General features: G+C 44.4%; 19 protein-coding genes and 1 pseudogene. 5 read left to right on the top strand and 15 right to left on the bottom strand.

The window, feature by feature from the left end; all coding sequences use genetic code 11:
- Positions 1-98 precede the first annotated feature (98 nt).
- The 8 genes and pseudogenes from ctaF to glsA all read right to left on the bottom strand — a co-directional run bounded on the left by ctaF (position 99) and on the right by glsA (position 10,486).
- Positions 99-425 (bottom strand): cytochrome c oxidase subunit IVB, encoded by a 327-nt coding sequence (ctaF, locus tag ACXADE_RS08580; RefSeq protein ID WP_474980063.1) that lies wholly within the window; start codon positions 423-425, stop codon positions 99-101.
- Between the two features lie 3 nt (positions 426-428).
- Complete coding sequence (locus ACXADE_RS08575) at positions 429-1,052, bottom strand: cytochrome (ubi)quinol oxidase subunit III (protein ID WP_474980062.1); 624 nt, start codon at positions 1,050-1,052, stop codon at positions 429-431.
- Positions 1,049-2,922 (bottom strand): annotated as a pseudogene (gene ctaD / locus ACXADE_RS08570) (cytochrome c oxidase subunit I). Before ctaD ends, ACXADE_RS08575 begins: the two are co-directional and overlap by 4 nt.
- A 38-nt stretch (positions 2,923-2,960) precedes the next feature.
- A complete protein-coding gene (gene coxB, locus ACXADE_RS08565; protein ID WP_474980061.1) occupies positions 2,961-4,025 on the bottom strand; it encodes a cytochrome c oxidase subunit II in 1,065 nt (354 codons plus the stop codon).
- A gap of 72 nt (positions 4,026-4,097) precedes the next feature.
- On the bottom strand, positions 4,098-5,033 hold the full coding sequence (gene cyoE / locus ACXADE_RS08560) for a heme o synthase (protein WP_474980060.1): 936 nt from the start codon (positions 5,031-5,033) through the stop codon (positions 4,098-4,100).
- Positions 5,034-5,544: 511 nt separating this feature from the next.
- Positions 5,545-8,988, bottom strand: a complete 3,444-nt coding sequence (pyc, locus tag ACXADE_RS08555) for a pyruvate carboxylase (protein WP_474980059.1) — start codon at positions 8,986-8,988, stop codon at positions 5,545-5,547.
- Between the two features lie 204 nt (positions 8,989-9,192).
- Positions 9,193-9,474 (bottom strand): Fpa/YlaN family protein, encoded by a 282-nt coding sequence (locus ACXADE_RS08550; RefSeq protein WP_474980058.1) that lies wholly within the window; start codon positions 9,472-9,474, stop codon positions 9,193-9,195.
- A gap of 82 nt (positions 9,475-9,556) precedes the next feature.
- Complete coding sequence (glsA, locus tag ACXADE_RS08545) at positions 9,557-10,486, bottom strand: glutaminase A (RefSeq protein WP_474980057.1); 930 nt, start codon at positions 10,484-10,486, stop codon at positions 9,557-9,559.
- Between the two features lie 90 nt (positions 10,487-10,576).
- Between glsA and ACXADE_RS08540 the strand changes: the two genes are divergently transcribed.
- Complete coding sequence (locus ACXADE_RS08540; RefSeq protein WP_474980056.1) at positions 10,577-11,071, top strand: hypothetical protein; 495 nt, start codon at positions 10,577-10,579, stop codon at positions 11,069-11,071.
- Positions 11,072-11,156: 85 nt separating this feature from the next.
- A complete protein-coding gene (locus tag ACXADE_RS08535) occupies positions 11,157-11,735 on the top strand; it encodes a YhcN/YlaJ family sporulation lipoprotein (protein WP_474980055.1) in 579 nt (192 codons plus the stop codon).
- 33 nt (positions 11,736-11,768) lie between these two features.
- Here ACXADE_RS08535 and ACXADE_RS08530 read toward each other — a convergent pair whose 3' ends face one another.
- On the bottom strand, positions 11,769-12,053 hold the full coding sequence (locus tag ACXADE_RS08530; RefSeq protein ID WP_474980054.1) for a hypothetical protein: 285 nt from the start codon (positions 12,051-12,053) through the stop codon (positions 11,769-11,771).
- Between the two features lie 136 nt (positions 12,054-12,189).
- Between ACXADE_RS08530 and ACXADE_RS08525 the strand changes: the two genes are divergently transcribed.
- Positions 12,190-12,393 carry a YlaI family protein gene (locus ACXADE_RS08525; protein ID WP_474980053.1) on the top strand — a complete coding sequence of 68 codons (204 nt, stop codon included), beginning with the start codon at positions 12,190-12,192 and terminating at the stop codon, positions 12,391-12,393.
- 111 nt (positions 12,394-12,504) lie between these two features.
- On the opposite strand, the gene ACXADE_RS08520 is transcribed toward ACXADE_RS08525, so the two are convergent.
- The 3 genes from ACXADE_RS08520 to ACXADE_RS08510 form a co-directional block, all read right to left on the bottom strand.
- Positions 12,505-12,828, bottom strand: coding sequence for a hypothetical protein (locus ACXADE_RS08520; protein ID WP_474980052.1), 324 nt, complete (start codon positions 12,826-12,828; stop codon positions 12,505-12,507).
- Between the two features lie 21 nt (positions 12,829-12,849).
- Entirely contained in the window at positions 12,850-14,079 is a 1,230-nt protein-coding gene (locus tag ACXADE_RS08515; RefSeq protein ID WP_474980051.1) for a hypothetical protein, read from the bottom strand.
- A 228-nt stretch (positions 14,080-14,307) separates the two neighbouring features.
- Complete coding sequence (locus tag ACXADE_RS08510; RefSeq protein ID WP_474980050.1) at positions 14,308-14,688, bottom strand: YlaH-like family protein; 381 nt, start codon at positions 14,686-14,688, stop codon at positions 14,308-14,310.
- Between the two features lie 131 nt (positions 14,689-14,819).
- Between ACXADE_RS08510 and ACXADE_RS08505 the strand changes: the two genes are divergently transcribed.
- A complete protein-coding gene (locus ACXADE_RS08505; RefSeq protein ID WP_474980049.1) occupies positions 14,820-14,999 on the top strand; it encodes a DUF5325 family protein in 180 nt (59 codons plus the stop codon).
- A gap of 46 nt (positions 15,000-15,045) precedes the next feature.
- Here ACXADE_RS08505 and ACXADE_RS08500 read toward each other — a convergent pair whose 3' ends face one another.
- A complete protein-coding gene (locus tag ACXADE_RS08500; RefSeq protein WP_474980048.1) occupies positions 15,046-15,855 on the bottom strand; it encodes an inositol monophosphatase family protein in 810 nt (269 codons plus the stop codon).
- 424 nt (positions 15,856-16,279) lie between these two features.
- A complete protein-coding gene (locus ACXADE_RS08495) occupies positions 16,280-16,468 on the bottom strand; it encodes a hypothetical protein (RefSeq protein ID WP_474980047.1) in 189 nt (62 codons plus the stop codon).
- A 180-nt stretch (positions 16,469-16,648) separates the two neighbouring features.
- Between ACXADE_RS08495 and ACXADE_RS08490 the strand changes: the two genes are divergently transcribed.
- Complete coding sequence (locus tag ACXADE_RS08490) at positions 16,649-17,284, top strand: YktB family protein (protein ID WP_474980046.1); 636 nt, start codon at positions 16,649-16,651, stop codon at positions 17,282-17,284.
- A 50-nt stretch (positions 17,285-17,334) separates the two neighbouring features.
- On the opposite strand, the gene ACXADE_RS08485 is transcribed toward ACXADE_RS08490, so the two are convergent.
- The gene (locus tag ACXADE_RS08485; protein ID WP_474980045.1) at positions 17,335-17,607 is read right to left on the bottom strand and encodes a UPF0223 family protein; all 273 of its coding nucleotides are present in this window, start codon (positions 17,605-17,607) and stop codon (positions 17,335-17,337) included.
- Positions 17,608-17,619: the final 12 nt, after the last annotated feature.

Genomic DNA, 17,619 nt, shown 5'->3' with positions numbered 1-17,619 from the left:
GAATTCTTGGATTGTTCATAATTTGGTCATATCTCTCTCCGAAATAAAGAAAAAGACCGGGGGATCCGGTCTTTTTCTAAAGAGTGAAGCGTATAGGCTTACCACCAGATGATGGATGTAAACGTAATGATCGTCAAACCTGCCACTGCTGCTCCCCCATACATCATAAGAGCGACCATGTCATGGCCTTTGTTCTTCATGTGCATGAAATAATAGAGCTGAAAAGCGACCTGAACGACAGCCAAAATGATCAGCGTCGGAATGATAAAGTAGGAATTCACTTCCATAATAACCATACCGAAGGCGATCAAGGTGAACAGGATCATCATCGCGAAGGTCAGCACCTGCTGCTTCATTTCTTCACGGTGCTGCTTTTTCTCATATTCCTGGTGGTGAATGGGTTTCGATTGCGATTGATCTGCCATGAATTAACCCACCTTTCCCATAAGATAAACAACTGTAAAGATGAATACCCATACAACGTCAATGAAGTGCCAGTAAAGACTTGCAATATAAAACTTCGGAGCGTTGTACAAGTTCAATCCACGCTTCTGGTTACGAATCATGAGAGCTACGATCCAGCTTAGACCGAACAATACGTGCCCCCCGTGGAAACCGACAAGCGTATAGAACGCTGATCCAAATGCAGAGGAACGGAATGTAAATCCATATTCATGGATATAGTGGTAAAACTCATACAGCTCCATTCCCAGGAAACCCAGCCCTAACACTACGGTAACAGCGAGCCATCTCTGCATTTTTTGGAAATCATGGTTCTTCATATGGTACATCGCATATACACTCGTCAACGAGCTTGTCAGAAGAAGCATCGTCATTATGAAGACAAGCTCCAAACCGAACAAGTGCTCCGGTGTGTTTTCTCCTTGCGTTGAGCCATTCAATGCAAGGTACGTACCAAATAGACTTGCAAACAGTACGGTTTCTCCGCCAAGGAAAAACCAGAAGCCTAGAAATTTATTTCTACCTTCAAGGGTGGCTTTTTCCGGATCATGCGGCATTCGCTTCGGATTCAGTACATCTTCTGAACTCATGATTTGCCAACCCCCTTCTTAATATCTTCTTCTAACTCTTCTTTATGAATATGGTGACCCAAATCATCTTTCAAGGATCGAGTCAACATAGACCCTAGTGTAATTCCCATACCCGCAAATACGGCGATCAGCCAGATCGGGTCATCGCTTTGGTAGATGAATCCGAAACCAGCGATGAACGTTCCAAGGGAAATGGTGAAAGGAAGAATGGAAGCATTCGGCATGTGAATATCACCCAGTGGTTCCGCAGGGGTCATACCTTCTTTCCCATCCATTTTTTCTACCCACAATGGATCCAGCCCACGTACTAATGGAGTTTGAACAAAGTTGTAATGTGGCGGCGGAGAAGGAATGGACCATTCCAGTGTACGCCCATTCTCCCAAGCGTCTCCACTTACTTTCTTCCCTTTGGCAGCCGTATAAACGACGTTAATCAAGAAGATAATCGTACCCACAGCCATTAAGAAGGCTCCAATTGTACTGATCATGTTTCCAGTAGCAAGTCCTTGTCCTTCCATGAAAACCCAGTAACGACGCGGCATTCCCATAAGACCGAGGAAATGCTGGATGAAGAACGTCAAGTGGAATCCGATAAAGAACGGCCAAAACGCCAATTTACCAAGTTTTTCGTTAAGAATTTTACCGAACATCTTCGGCCACCAGTAATGAAGGGATGCGAATAATCCAAAAGCTACCCCGCCGACAATGACGTAGTGGAAGTGCCCGACTACGAAATACGTATCATGGTACTGGTAGTCCGCTGCAGCTGCTGCAAGCATGACCCCTGTCATTCCACCGATGGTAAAGGAAGGAATAAAGGCGATCGACCAAAGCATCGCGGCCGTCATTCTGATCTGGCCTCCCCACATCGTGAACAGCCAGTTGAAAATTTTGATCCCTGTTGGTACGGCAATCGCCATAGTCGCAACAGCGAAAATCGAGTTAGCAATTGGCCCCATACCAACCGTGAACATGTGGTGGGCCCATACCATAAATCCTAAGAAACCGATTAAAACGGTTGCAAATACCATGGCAGAATAACCGAATAGTCGTTTCTTGGAGAATGTAGAAAAGATATCACTGAAAGCTCCGAACAGCGGGAGAATCAGTATGTAAACTTCAGGGTGACCGAAAATCCAGAACAAGTGCTCCCAGATGATAGCATTACCGCCGAGACCTACATCAAAGAATGCGGAGCCGAACATACGGTCAAACATCATAAGGAAAAGTCCTACAGTCAACGCTGGAAACGCAAATAAAATCAATGTACTCGTAACGAATACAGACCATGTAAACAAAGGCATTCGCATGTATGTCATACCAGGTGCCCTCATATTCACGATCGTGACGAGGAAGTTAATACCACCGATTAATGTCCCGGCCCCGGAAATCTGCAGACCCATTACATAGTAGTCCACTCCATGACCCGGCGAGGTGGTCGATAACGGAGCATAGTTCGTCCATCCTGCATCCGGTGCTCCCCCGGTAAACCAGGATACGTTCAACATAAGTCCTCCAAACAAGAACAACCAGAAACCTAAGGAGTTCAAGAATGGAAAAGCTACGTCCCTTGCCCCATCTGTAAGGGGACAACGGCGTTCATAATGGCGAAGATAAGCGGCATAGCCGCTAAGAAAATCATCGTAGTACCGTGCATCGTAATCATTTCATTGTACAATCCAGCCGAGATGAAATCATTGTCAGGCTTCATCAACTGGATACGAATTATCATGGCTTCGAGCCCACCGATCAGGAAAAACAACCCGCCGGAGACCAAATAAAGATGAGCGATCTTCTTATGGTCAACGGTTGTCAAATAATCCCAGATCACAGCGCCGAGCCCACGTTTTTGTGCTACTGCAGTACTCACGCTTTAACCTCCCTTTTTCAACCTCTTTCTAGTAATGCTTACTCTTCGACGCTATGGGTCGGAAGATCTTGTCCAATATCAGAATGCTGCAACTGTAGAAGATATTCAGCGATCTTCTCAGCTTCAGGTTCTTCCACAATTCCAGCCGGCATCTGGTTACCCGGTTTGATTTCATCCGGGTGGACGATCCAATCGACGAGATTTTCTTTCGTCGGCTGTAAAATTCCCGCAATCTTCTCACGGTTACCGAAATTACCAAGGTTCGGTCCTACACCAGCTGACGCGCCACCAATTGCGTGACAACTCATGCAGTTTTCGCTGAACAACTCTTGTCCTGTCTGAGCTGTTTCAGTCTCAGGAGTCGCTTCAGGATCGATGTTCTGCATATCTTCCACCCATTGATCAAACTTATCAGGGCTTACAGCGACTACTTTGAAGTACATCAAGGAGTGGGAAGGTCCACAAAGTTCAGCACAAAAACCTTCGTATACCCCTTCTTCATAAGCTTCTAAGTACATAGTGTTCATGTTCTCACCAGGGTTGGTATCCATCTTACCTGAAATAGCAGGTACCCAGAAGGAGTGGATGACATCACTGGATTTCATGTTTAAGTATACCCTTTCATTTGTAGGGATGTAGATTTCTTGACTCGTTGAGACCTCTTGATCTGCGTAGTCAAATTGCCACCAGTATTGATTTCCTGTGACATCGATCGTTAAAACGCCTTCATCTCCTTGCGTCGATTGGTCGGCTAGATCGAAAGTCGCCTGTACAGTAGGGATGGCTAATACCAAAAGCAAAATAATCGGAATGACTGTCCAAATCACTTCCAATGCTTTATTCCCTTCTGTTTGTTTCGGAACGATGTGTTCCTGTCCCTTTTTCTCACGATAACGGAGAAGGACAAAAGCATAAATGGCCATAACGATTACGAAAACGAAAATCATTATCGCAATACTGATCAACATAAGATCAAATAATAATTCCGAGCCATATCCTTTTGGTTTCAGTGCACTGATGTTTTCAATACCGCAGCCGGTAAGGAGCATGGTCAAAGCACCAAATAAGAATAGGGAACGAAATTTTCCCATCCAACCTCTCATGCGTCATACCTCTCTTTCTCTTATAGTGCATTTTTTATTTAGAAACTGACCTCCAGAAAGGAGGTCAGTCCTTTAAAATGGGAATGGCAACGTGACGATGACCATCATGAAGAACATGACTGTCAGATAGTTCAAAGAAAAAATGAACATCCATGTCGCCCACTTATAGTCGTCTTTCATAAAGAAGCCTGCGATCCCAAGGGCCAGCCAGCCGATCGAGAGCACGTATGCTGTAATTAAGAAGACGGTGCCGAGAGAAGCTAAATAAATCGGTAATGGGAGCAGACAAGCGACATATACTACGATTTGACGCTTTGTCATCTGGAACCCATGCACAACAGGCAGCATTGGTATTCCAGCCGCTTTGTACTCATCCTTTTTCTTCATGGCTAAGGCCAGGAAGTGAGGGGTCTGCCAAATAAACATAATAAGAAACAGGATCAGCGCTTCAAGCTGAAGACCTGGATCAATAGCAGCCCAGCCGATCAACGGCGGAACGGCTCCTGAGAAGCTTCCGATTACAGTGTTGATCGTATATTTCCTTTTCGACCACATCGTGTAAAGAACGACGTAGACGAACCACCCGAAGGCCCCCCACAGGGCTGCCTGCCAAGTGGTGAGGAGCAGTGTGACGAATCCGAGGATGGATACGCTGATCCCCAATGTTTTTATAAATGATAAAGACATCGTTCCTGTCACGGTCGGACGGTTGCTCGTCCGCGACATGATCGGGTCAATGTCCCTGTCATACCAATTGTTAATAATACAACCGCCTGCAATAACGAAAGCGGTTCCGAGCATCGTCAGCAGGAAAGTGCCCCACTGATCAAAAAAGGACGTTCCTGTATAATGGAGAGCCAGCCAAAATCCTGCGAATGTAGTAATCAAATTTGAGTTAATGATACCGACTTTGATCAAGCTCTTTATATCAGCTAACAAAGATTGGTCATTGGTCTTCGTTTGGATCATTTCTGTAGAAGCAGACTCGACTGTTCTTGGATTGTCCATCGTATTATCTTCCTCCTTCTACCCACCTCTGCTCGAACCTTGTTCCCCTTGTTCATAGGCAGATTCGACGAGGGCTAATTCCCGTCCTGCATCCTAAAGGATGACAAGAAACATCAAAATAATTGTATCATGTAATTAAAGTTCTATCTATTTAAACAAGAGAATTTTATTTATTTGTGACAACTTTGTGAAACGGCACTCCCTCTTATTATCTACCATTCTTCAAGATTTTAACGCAACCCCTCGGGGTTCCTCGAGTGAAAGTCATAAATGTTTCAAAAAGCATACCTTTATATTTCTAGCAAACCCTGTCAAACTTTGCAAGTTTTTTCGCATTTTTTGACCATACAACCATTGTGTTTAGTGGTTATTCCCTATATGTACTACTAAAACCCAAAATTGTATGTAAGCATGAAAGGGGAAAAGTTTTCATCACCTATGCTGTGGTGCGGATCATTGGTCTTCCATTCTGCTCAAAAAAAGCGGGAACCTCATTGGCTCCCGCTCTCTCTTATTCAAACTCTATAAGTAGGTCACCGACGTGAATCGCTTCATTGTTATCGACGTAAATATCCTTGATAACACCGTCAAAAGGTGCCTGAACCGTCGTCTCCATTTTCATTGCTTCCGTAATCATCAAATGGTCGCCTTTTTTCACTTCTTCCCCTTTATTGGACAATACTTTTATCACCGTGCCCGGCATACTGGCACCGATATGTTTCGGATCAGATTTATCTGCTTTCGGTCGTTGTTGAACAGCTGCCTTCACGTTCTCATCCTTCACAACTACTTCTCGTGGCTGGCCATTCAATTCGAAGTACACCGTCCGGGTTCCATCAATTTGGGGCTCCCCGACAGAAACCAATTTAACAATCAAGGTTTTCCCTTGTTCAATATCAACTTCAATTTCTTCCCCAAGTCTCATCCCATAGAAGAAGGTCGGGGTGTCAAGGACTGACATATCTCCATATTGTTCTCTGAATTTATGGTGATCCATGAATACTTTCGGATAGAGGGCATAACTTATCATGTCGAAGCTTGTCACCTGCCGGTCCAGAGAATGGTACAACGTCTCTTTTAGATTATTGAAGTCTACAGGCTCCAACAATTCTCCCGGTCTTACAGTAATCGGTTCGCGGCCTTTCAATATAATGCGCTGCAGTTCTGCAGGGAACCCTCCATATGGCTGTCCTAAATAGCCTTGGAAAAATTCAACCACACTGTCTGGGAAATCGAGCGTCTCCCCTTTTTCGTAGACATCGTCTTCATTCAAATCATTCTGCACCATATATAAAGCCATATCCCCGACAATTTTTGAAGATGGTGTAACTTTGACGATATCCCCGAACATATCATTCACCCGGCGGTACATCGTTTTGACTTCATCCCATCGGTGTCCGAGACCAACGGCCTTAGCCTGCTGTTTAAGGTTACTGTACTGACCTCCAGGCATTTCATGTTCGTATACTTCTGTATGTGGGGACACCATTCCACTTTCAAAGTCCTGATAGTATTTTCTCGTATCCTCCCAAAAATGCCCCAATTCCTCATAGGCGGTAATATCGACATTCGGCTTTCGTGCACTGCCTTCTAATGCATAATAAAGGCTGTTGGCACTAGGCTGGGATGTCAACCCTGCCATTGAACCTGTGGCAACATCCACAACATCCACACCGGCTTCGATCGCTTTAGCATAGGTGAACAAACCATTTCCACTTGTATCATGCGTATGCAGGTGAATCGGAATGTCGAGGGTTTCTTTTAAAGTGCTGATCAATTGATAAGCCGCTTCGGGTTTCATAAGTCCGGCCATATCTTTAATCCCAAGAATGTGTGCGCCGGAATCCTGAAGTTCCAAGGCTAACTTTTTATAATAAGCTAGATCATATTTCGGACGGCTGCTGTCCAAAATATCACCGGTATAACACATAGCCGCCTCAGCCACTTTCCCGCTTTCCCGGACAGAATCGATCGCAAGCTTCATTCCTTCCACCCAGTTCAAACTGTCGAAAATTCGGAAGACATCTATACCGGCACTGGCACTTTTATCAACGAATTCCCGGATCAGGTTATCTGGATAGTTTTTGTAACCGACAGCGTTGGAAGCTCTTAATAGCATTTGGAAAAGGACATTTGGAGCTTTCGCCCTCAGCTTCAGCAAACGTTCCCATGGGTCCTCATTCAAAAAGCGGTAGGAAACATCAAACGTAGCTCCCCCCCACATTTCCATAGAGAACAAGTCTGGAAGAAGCCTTGCTGTAGGTTCGGCAATATTTTCAAGGTCTCTCGTACGCACCCGTGTAGCCAAAAGCGACTGGTGGGCATCCCTGAACGTCGTATCTGTGAGAAGGACTTCTTTCCTTTCCATAAGCCATGCTGCCAAACCCTCCGGGCCCTTCTGGTCAAGGATCTGCTTCGTTCCCTCCGGCATCGGTGAGGAATGTTTGACGACCGGTACTCTCGGCCTGGAATAGCTGGGTTTCTTACGGTTTCCATACCCTTCAAAACCGTTGATCGTCCGGTCAGCGATATAGGAGAGCATTTTCGTCCCCCGGTCTCTTCGTTTAGGGAAGACGAACAGTTCAGGAGAGCGGTCAATAAATGTCGTATCATATTCGCCTGAGAGAAACTGCTTATGCTGAACGACATTTTCTAAAAACGGAATGTTGGTTTTAATGCCGCGGATTCGGAACTCCTTCAAATTTCGGACCATTTTATGGGCCGCCTGATCAAAACTGAGGGCCCAGGTCGATAATTTCACAAGCAATGAGTCGTAATAGGGGGAAATGACTGCTCCTTGAAACCCGTTACCAGCATCCAGCCTTACCCCGAATCCTCCACCGGATCGATAGGCCATGATTTTTCCTGTATCAGGCATAAAGTTGTTTAAAGGATCTTCTGTCGTAACACGGGATTGTATGGCATAGCCATGGGTGCGGATGTCTTCCTGCTTCGGTATGGAAATCCGATCACTATGTAAACCATACCCTTCTGCGACCAGGATCTGCGTTTGGACAATATCCACGCCTGTGATCATTTCGGTGATCGTGTGCTCCACCTGAACACGCGGATTCACTTCTATGAAATAAAATTCCTCCCCAGTCACCAGAAATTCTACGGTACCAGCATTGATGTATTTCACATTATCCATGAGCTTGACCGCTGCTTCACAGATTGCCTCCCGCACCCCCTCTTTTAAAGAAACACTAGGGGCGATCTCCACGACTTTCTGGTGCCTCCTTTGCACGGAACAATCCCTTTCGTACAGGTGAACGATATTTCCATCACGATCTCCAATGATCTGTACTTCAATATGCTTCGGTTCCTCAATCAGCTTCTCCACATAAACTTCATCACTGCCGAAAGCAGCACGTGCTTCCGACCGTGCTCTATCGTAAGATTCCTCAAGTGTAGCTGCACTTCTAACGACACGCATGCCGCGTCCGCCTCCGCCCATGGCAGCTTTTATCATCAATGGATAGCCATGTTTCTCCCCGAAATCCTGGATTTCACTCAGGCCACTAACCGGTCCATCACTCCCGGGGATGACCGGAATATCTGCTTGAACCGCCTGATCTCTCGCTTTTACCTTGTCTCCGAACATATTCAAGTGTTCACTTGTCGGACCGATAAAGATGAGTCCTTCTTCCTCACACCTTCTGGCGAACTCAATATTTTCTGATAAAAATCCGTACCCCGGGTGGATGGCGTCAACATCGACGCTTTTAGCAATTTCAATAATTCCTTCGATGTCCAAATACGCATCAATCGGTTTTTTTCCTTCTCCGACCAAATAGGCTTCATCAGCCTTGTAACGGTGGTAGGACCCTGTATCCTCCTGAGAATAAACGGCCACCGTACGGATGTTTAATTCTGTACATGCACGAAAAACCCTAATGGCAATTTCGCCACGATTTGCGACTAAAACCTTATTAATTTTGTTCGTATTAGCCATGATTCCACTCCCTGTTTGTCTTTGTTATAGGAATTTGAACGTTCTGTCTATTAGCATTCTACTTAACGTTTGAATATTCCTTCAAATCAGACAATTTTCGTCCGAAAACACACCCGCGCAACTTATTATCTGGCAGGAAGGGAGCTTATTTGAGAACAAAAAAACTCAAATCACAACATTTCCTGTCGCAATTTGAGTTTCTATTTATGACTTCTGAGCAGCCTCATGCAATACGTTCAGCTGTTTCTCAAGGTTATCCAGTAAGGCTTTACCTTCTTCATTGGTGATCAAATTCAAACGGACCGCAAAATGAATTTCGCGGGATAATCCAAACATCTGTGTATCTAAAACCTCTTCGTAAAGTGGACACTGAGGCATCGTCAAGTTGTCCATCTGTACCTTTATCAACCTTAGTATCTTATCAGCGTCAGCTTTTAGAAGGGCATAGGCTTTTTCACGATGATCCACAGCCACATCAGACAACATCAAAAATCCCCTCCAATGTACATGTCTTTCTTCTAATCATCTTATCGTTTAACAGGATAAATTGCAAGATAGGAATGAAGAATTAGAATATGGAGAGATCATAGCGATTGGACAGAATTTCCAATAGCTTCAAACCGACGACACTGTTCCCCTTTTCATCAAGACTCGGGCCATAGACAGCAATCCCGCCGAAGGTATTCAGTGAGGCCACTACAGAACCGGAAACCCCACTTTTCGCCGGAATTCCTACTTTAATAGCGAAAGACCCTGAGGCGTCATACATGCCGCATGTGACCATAAACGTTTTACAGATTCTTGCAAGGTGCTTCGGAATGATCCGCCGTCCCGATTGAATGTCTTTTCCTCCATTTGCAAATAAAGCTCCAATCCGGGCAAGCTGACAGACATTCACTTCTATGGCACATTGCTTCGTATACGCATCAAGCGTCTCCTCCACACTTCCCGTGACGATCTGATGTTGTTTCATGTAGAAAAGCAGGGATCTGTTTAGAAAGGCAGACTCAAATTCTGAGCTCGCTACCTCTTGGTTGTATCCAATAGAATGATCATCCGTCAACTCGTGAATAAAACTTAACAAACGCCCCACCTTCTCATCAGGGGTGTCGCCGTGAATCATGTTGGTCACAGCAAGCGCTCCGGCATTGATCATTGGATTCAGCGGCTTGGACGGGATCTGCTCCAGCCGGTAGATCGAATGGAAAGGGTCTCCGGTCGGCTCCATGCCCACACGGTCAAAAACATATGTTTCCCCGTTATCCATCAAGGCAAGCGCAAGAGAGATGACTTTTGAAATACTCTGCAGGGTGAACCTTACTTCTGTTTCACCCGCTTCAACCGCGTGGCCATCAAGAAAATGGATCGCCACAGCCAGGTCTTCCGGGTTGCTTCTCGATAAAGCCGGGATGTAATTCGCGACCTGCCCATCGTATGCATAAGGCCTTACATTATCCAGCCAGTCTTCCAGTACGCTTTCTGTAATATCTTTCATCATTGTTTCCTGCCTCCTTTAATGAAATCGAATTCATTTTTTGCTATGATTTGGGGTGGATGATTTTTTATTAATCGAAAGGTGGCCACAGCCATGATTGTTCAAATAGCAGGCAATGTTAAATATCCAATTACACTAGATCCTACCGTATGGATTTTCGACGATCGTAAAAAAACGTTCCCGGAAGTATTCGAAGGCGAAGAAGCGCCTGAAGAACCTACAAAAGAAGACGAACTTAAACGTCAATCCACCCGGTTTGACCGGGAAGTTTATCAACAGAAGATCAATCCGCCGGTGAATAAAAGCATCAACCGATATGAAAAGCAGCGGATTTTGAAAGGGACCTTCCTCATGCCCCTGAAACCTTTCCTACATACGAGCGAACCAGCCACTGATGTTAAATCGGCGGCTCTCGTTACGGATGACGGAGAGGAAATCATCGATGCCGATGTTTTGGCAGACTCGCTGTTACTTTTCGCAGAAGAAGGTAAGCCGCTGAAAGAAAAAGGACCTGTCCACCTCTACTTCCAAGACGGTTCCAACCGTGCGGAACCAATCAAAGGAATTAAAAAAATCATATTACAATAAATGCAGGGACAGCTACTAAGCTGTCCTTTTTGTATATTATCTGCTTGCTGACACAGGCTATAAATAAAAAAAGTGGTGATTCCTTTTGAAGAGATTAATCTGGTTAACCGCACTTATCGCCCTGGCCGCCTGTCAGCAGAACGGAGGCGAAGAGTCCCTGCTTCAAGAACGGCAGAATGACCCTGAATTGAAATATGTCACCGATTCCGACCCGGTGGAAAAGGAAAATATGAACAGCCAGGAAGCAGCCAGACATCTGGCTAAATTAGCTGTCCAAGTTCCTGATGTCCATGATGCCACCGCCCTTGTCCTCGGGAACTATGTAGTCGTGGGAATCGATGTTGACAAAGACTTGGATCGTTCCCGTGTAGGTGTCATAAAGTATTCTGTAGCTGAAGCTTTAAAGCATGATCCCTACGGAAAACAGGCGGCAGTAATAGCCGATGCCGATGGTGTTGAGCGTTTGCGTGGCCTTGGACAGAAGATGTCGGAAGGACACCCCATTGAAGCAGTGACGGATGAACTGAGTCAAATTGTCGGACGCTATATGCCAAGTGGGTCTGTGGAAGATCAACCACAGTCGAATTCCAATCAGGATTCCGTACCGGAAAAAGACAAAAAAGAACTGGATAAAATAGAAAAGGAACAATCCAAACAAGAATAGGTGCAAAGAAAAACAGCTAAATCCTCGTGGGATTTAGCTGTTGCTTTTCTCAAGGATTTCTCTTTCTTTTTCTGTCAATTCATTATAGTATTGGACACCGAACTGAGATCCTTCTGCTACCATATCCGCATTATCTAAAGATGCTGTTTCCGGTTTACCTGCTTCTTCTACTGGCAGATCTTCCGTTTTTCCTAAGCTACCCTGAATGGATCTGGCTTTATCTTTGACCTGCTGGCGTTTGTCTTCATCTTTCAGAAAATAGGCCAGTGTCCCTCCAAGTGTTGCTCCGATTGCTGTAAAAATCCAACGCTTTCTCACAAAATCATCCTTTCCTCAACTTCTAATTTTACAATTCCCAGAGTTTGGAGATGTCAAACATGGAAATCTCATCTATTTATAAAATTCATCCTATGTTAAACTATATGTAATCGAATGGAAAATAGAGGTGAAAAAGATGCGTGTACAATGCGTCATTTGCGATGAGATTGAAAAGATTGACAGCTATTGCCTGCAGGCAAAGCGCCTTAGAAATCGCCGGATTCACACGTACATGTGTCAATCCTGCCACGATCGTATAGAAAAAAATACAAAAAAGCGTCTCGATACAGGCAATTTTCGTTTTAACAGGGAACGCAAAAAAGAGAAGCATTTGAGTTAATTCACATGAGAGAGGTTCCGCCTCTCTCATTTCATTTGAGAAGAGATTTTCAAAAAATAGAAAGAAGCAGAAACACCTGCTCCCCTCTATGTCAATCTGATGGAATTTATATCACTCCGGATTTTCTTCCCGTTCCTCACGGGATTCCTCGATTTTCTGATTCACTTCAATATTCGCTTGTTCAATCGACTCACTCATCGTCTTTGAAGCTTTTTTAATCATTTCTTTCTGGTTTAACATACTTTGCTTCAACAACGCTTTCAAGTCTTCTTTTTGCTGGATCAATTGACCTTTCAATTCATCCATAGACGCTTTTACCGCTTCTGATACTTCTTCATTCAGCTCTTCATTATTAACGGTCACATTTTTTTCGGAATTATTATTGGACACGTTCGAAGAGTACGTGTATGAATGATTATTGTTTTGTTTTTCCAACATTCCTCCTCCTTTTCCTATTTATTCTGGCGTAGATAAGGTGTACCCGCTGATGTCACAGATTGAAAAAGCATAAATCGTTCCAGGCTCAACTAAATCATTGACGAAATAACCGATGCAGTCACAAATGTTATACACGAACACACCAGGGATCTCCGTATCCAGACCAGATACAAACAGATCAATTTCCAATCCAAACGTTTGAGCTGCTCTAAGGTTATTCAAAATATCCCCTTCACAACAAAGCTTCTTCTTACAATCAGCATCATCTAGAGAACAAGTAGTACCAAGGGTTAGTAAAAAGTCAAAGATGTCCTCTTCAGTATCTGGGTCATCCGTCGCTCCGATTCCTGTTATATTTTCTATGCGAAGGGTAGTAGTTGGGGAAGTTGGCGGATCCGCCGGGCGGAAAGTTACAGTGTCGCAATCGCTGACTACTGTAATTACTTGACCTGGTATCGGGTTCGGTAACGGAAGGTTCCCATCGTGATAGATCTCTACTCCCTGATCTGTTGGATCTTCAATGCCACTTTGTGCGATACGAACTTTATTCAGAAGAGACGCCATGTCTTTTACACAGCAGTCTTCATTGCATCTTCCTTTATGACGGTCATGATGTTTGTCCTTATCAATGGAGCACCCGCATTTAACATTCGTCGTATTATTGACCGTAACGCCACTTACGGACGTATCAATCATCTGATTATTATCAAGCGGAGACATATTGGTGTGGCCTTCAATCTCCTGCCTGCCCTGATCCTGGGATTGATCCCCCATGATCTGAAACTGATCATCTTCCTGATTCTGCTCCTGCATTTGGGTCTGCGATAAATCGGGACCCTCCTGGGATGGCATTTGACTCGTATTCTGCGAGTTATCCAAAGTAGAACCTTCTTGAATCGGAACCTGAGCAACGATCTGCTCTTGGTCGTTATCGATTTCTGATCCATCCTGGATTGGGATTTGACCGGTGAACTGCTCTTGTTCATTCGATTGTTCCGGGCCCATGATATTGCCGCTTTGATCCTGACTGCTGTCAAGTTCAGGACCTTCTGAAATTGGCACTTGTACAGCCAGCTGCTCTTGGTCGGTTCCTTGTTTTGATCCTTCTTGGATACTATGCTGTTCCAACTCCTGATCAAACTTAGGCCCTTTTTGTTTCGCTTTGCTGCACTTTTCTTTAAAGAACGGAGAATAGTGCTTACAAGGGTACTCATTGCACCCTTCACATGGTTTTCCATAGGATGACAAAAGTATTTCCTCCTTCCTGATTCACCTGTCCATAGACAAGTGGTGGTTACAAACCATGCTCATCTATTATCAAGCATGTAATATTCTATTAGTTCCTTGCTTTTAGCGAGTGTGTCCTTGTCTATATTCTATTTATATTGATAGAAAAGGGCTGGTAGGTCTATATTTATTGCTCTCCTATAGAATCAAACGCAACAAAAAAACATCCCCTTGGACGGGGATGTTTTTTTAAGAAGATTCATTCTGCTGTCGGGAACCGCGCTCGCGGTGAAGCCTGAGCCGGTAAATCCCTAAGATTAATGCTGCTACAACCAAACTCTCAGGCAGCGGTAAATTCAAACCAAGGATCAATGTTAATATGAACGTCCCGATGATAAGTACGGAATAAACGACGATGGTCTTCATCAACGGCAGCTTCCTTGCAAACCCCAGTTTAAAGGTAATAATAGCAAGAATGACCGTCGTCAAATATAGTAGCATGAAAGAACGAAAGAGCATGCTCACTTCGCTTTCATCATTTAAGTTCACTTCATTCCCGAACCCTCTGAAAAAGAAATCGGCTACAGGCCAAAGATCCGTCGGGACAGGGAGCGTGGACATATCCTTCATGATGTTCCTCCTCATGGAAACCCTATTCTGTTCTCTATCATACTAGAAAGACCTGGCATTTACCACCCGTGAAACCATTTTCATTATGTCAGCAAATCCTATATAATAGACATTGAATAGAGGTGAGCCCATTGAAAAACTTTCATTTGAACACAGCACTGCTAGCCTTCCTTGTCATTCTATCCTTCGTTGCCGTAGGATTTGCTATTGGACAAGAGATTTTCTGGCTTGCTGGACTCCTTTTCTTCTCAGGTTTCGCATTGATGAGTGTGGGTCTTAGAAGAAAAAGAAAACAGCAGCAGACCTCATGAAATTCGTTACTCATGCAGAAAGCGGCCTTTTTCAAGGCCGCTTTTTTTATTTCTTCAATTGTACAAAATCTGAAGATATTTCATCATGGATATTAGGTCTGGAGGCAAGAACTGTCGTTTTGTTCAACATGTCGAGATCCTCTTTGTCTGCACGGGTAACGATTCCACCCACTTCTCTTACAATTACATTTCCCGCTGCATAATCCCACGGCATGAGGGTCATCGTTAAATAGCCATCCAGGATTCCTTCAGCTACGAATGCGAATTCCAAAGCTGCAGAACCGTAAGATCTGGTGCTGCGCAATTTTTTCACAAGCGCCTCCATCCCTTTGTGCTCAACATGAGGGTTCTCTGGAATCAACCACGATGTATTGAGAGCAAGAATCGATTGATCCAGTGGGCGATGATCGTTCAGTTGAGGAAGCCTGGCCTCATTCTTAAAAGCCCCTTCGTTACGCATCGCTGAATAAAGAACATCGTCCATGACGTTGTAAATTAAACCGATTTCCCCGACTCCTTCATAGTAAACGCCAACTGAAATCGCGAAGTTCCGCTTTTGGTGGACGAAATTCATCGTCCCATCAATAGGATCGACAATCCAGACGGTCCCCCCGAGGTCTTCGATTTCATCCCCGAACCCTTCTTCTCCCAAAAGATAGTGGTCTGGATACGTCTCGTTGATTTTCCTGGCAAAAAATTGTTCCGTTTGCTGGTCCATCTCTGTGACAAGGTCGTTTGGGTTGGATTTTGTTTCAATGGATCGAGGTGAATCAATATTAGATCTGATTCTTTCTCCAGCTTCCAAGACCCAAGCTTTTGCATATTCAAAAATCTCGTTCTTTTTCTGTTGATCCATAACATCGTACCCCTTTTATAAGTATCAACCTTTATCGTACCAAATCCAACCAAACATTGCATCAAATCTGCCCCCCTGTCCAACTAAAGCTCCCTTTTCCTGAAGATTCAGTCTCGAGATGCTTGTGTGGTAGTTAGGGGCTGCGGGGGATGACTCGCTTTCCGCGGGAGCGCGGTGAGCCTCCTCAGGCTTACGCCTTGCGTGGTCTCACCAAGCCCTCTTTTCCCGCAGGGCGTAGCCCGAGGAAGCTCGGCACTCCCTCACAAGAAAGTGAGTAGCTTCCCAGCCACCCCTGGCACTCAACACGATAACGAACCCCGAACCTTCTCGAAACGGAGCCTTCAACAATCCTGCCATTATCTTCAATAGAGCTTAGATCATTTAAAGAAATAAAAAAGACGAGCAACTTTAGTGTTGCTCGCTCTTATAGGGACCATTCAATCAATTGCTTACGAAGTTCAGAGAGTCTTCTTTTTGTTTTAGTCATCTGATCGACATCCCCGGCGACCATGGCGTCATGCAATGTCACCAATTCGTAATCAATCTCCATACGGATTACCGGGAGCTTCTCTTCAGCTTCTCTTTTACGCAATGCTTCCATGACATGTTTCACTGCTAACCCCTCCCTTTCAAATCCTTACTTTATATATATGTGACTTTGACGACAGAAGTTTCAATTAGATTACTTATATGTAACCCATTTTTACAGGATTCAAACCAGCCGAACACATCACTTAGTATGGTTGAACGCTTGTGGTAAAATAAGGGGCGAGTAATTGGAGGAGTTGATCGAATGACTACATTTAATGGATTCAAACAAGAAGACTTTGACGTTTTTTCCATTCCTGGATTAGAGAATAGAATGGAAGCTTTGAAAGAACGGGTTTCCCCCAAACTTGAAGCCATTGCTACAGAATTGGCAACAGACGTTACAGCGATGACCGGCGATGAGATGTTCGTACACGTTGCTAGACACGCCCGTCGGAAAACAAATCCACCGAACGATACGTGGGCAGCACTCGCTTCTAATAAACGAGGGTACAAAAAGCTCCCCCACTTCCAAATCGGTCTGTGGGAATCTCACGTGTTTATCTGGTTCGCTGTCATTTATGAAAGTCCGATCAAGCAGGACTTTGCCTATAAGCTTGAACAGAACAAAGATGATATTCTCAAACAGATTCCAGATGAATATGTATGGTCAGTTGATCATACAAAACCGGACAGTATTCCTCAGTCCGATGTCGATGAAGACAAATTCCTCAGTATGACTGAGAGACTAAAAACTGTAAAAAAAGCTGAAATCCTGTGCGGCAGAAACATCGAGCGTGGTGACAAGCGTCTGAAGGATCCCGAAGCCTTCCTGAACCTGTGCTTGGAGACTTACCAAACATTAGAACCCCTCTACCGTCTCACTAAACAGTTAGATTAAAAAAAGGCGCCTTTAGAGGCGCCTTTCCTATGTGTCAGAAAGTGAAGCTCTTACATCTTCACTTTGTCACCTTTACTGAGGCTTTTCGCTTGTTTAATTGTTCGATAGCATGAATAGCCGGATTCTTTTTCAAATTGTCCACAAAGGGTCTTCTCTTCACTCTTAGAAGGCACAATCTGTTTGAATCGAGTATAAGCAAGCATTAATTCATCTTGATTGACCCCTTTTTCATAAGCCTGTTCTACCAGACTGTAAAAATTCACGACGTCGATGATCTCTTCTTTGGACCAATAAATTTCATCGATCGGGTACGTATAACTCATTTGTTTTCCTCC

This window comes from Halobacillus sp. ABR2_026 (assembly GCF_056158545.1).
This window is presented reverse-complemented; position numbering and strand designations above follow the sequence as displayed.

Coding starts and splice junctions, on each gene's coding strand:
- ctaF (WP_474980063.1), bottom strand. CDS start 425: ATGGCAGATCAATCGCAATCGAAACCCATTCACCACCAGGAATATGAG.
- ACXADE_RS08575 (WP_474980062.1), bottom strand. CDS start 1,052: ATGAGTTCAGAAGATGTACTGAATCCGAAGCGAATGCCGCATGATCCG.
- coxB (WP_474980061.1), bottom strand. CDS start 4,025: ATGAGAGGTTGGATGGGAAAATTTCGTTCCCTATTCTTATTTGGTGCT.
- cyoE (WP_474980060.1), bottom strand. CDS start 5,033: ATGGACAATCCAAGAACAGTCGAGTCTGCTTCTACAGAAATGATCCAA.
- pyc (WP_474980059.1), bottom strand. CDS start 8,988: ATGGCTAATACGAACAAAATTAATAAGGTTTTAGTCGCAAATCGTGGC.
- ACXADE_RS08550 (WP_474980058.1), bottom strand. CDS start 9,474: ATGTTGTCTGATGTGGCTGTGGATCATCGTGAAAAAGCCTATGCCCTT.
- glsA (WP_474980057.1), bottom strand. CDS start 10,486: ATGATGAAAGATATTACAGAAAGCGTACTGGAAGACTGGCTGGATAAT.
- ACXADE_RS08540 (WP_474980056.1), top strand. CDS start 10,577: ATGATTGTTCAAATAGCAGGCAATGTTAAATATCCAATTACACTAGAT.
- ACXADE_RS08525 (WP_474980053.1), top strand. CDS start 12,190: ATGCGTGTACAATGCGTCATTTGCGATGAGATTGAAAAGATTGACAGC.
- ACXADE_RS08510 (WP_474980050.1), bottom strand. CDS start 14,688: ATGAAGGATATGTCCACGCTCCCTGTCCCGACGGATCTTTGGCCTGTA.
- ACXADE_RS08500 (WP_474980048.1), bottom strand. CDS start 15,855: ATGGATCAACAGAAAAAGAACGAGATTTTTGAATATGCAAAAGCTTGG.
- ACXADE_RS08490 (WP_474980046.1), top strand. CDS start 16,649: ATGACTACATTTAATGGATTCAAACAAGAAGACTTTGACGTTTTTTCC.
- ACXADE_RS08485 (WP_474980045.1), bottom strand. CDS start 17,607: ATGAGTTATACGTACCCGATCGATGAAATTTATTGGTCCAAAGAAGAG.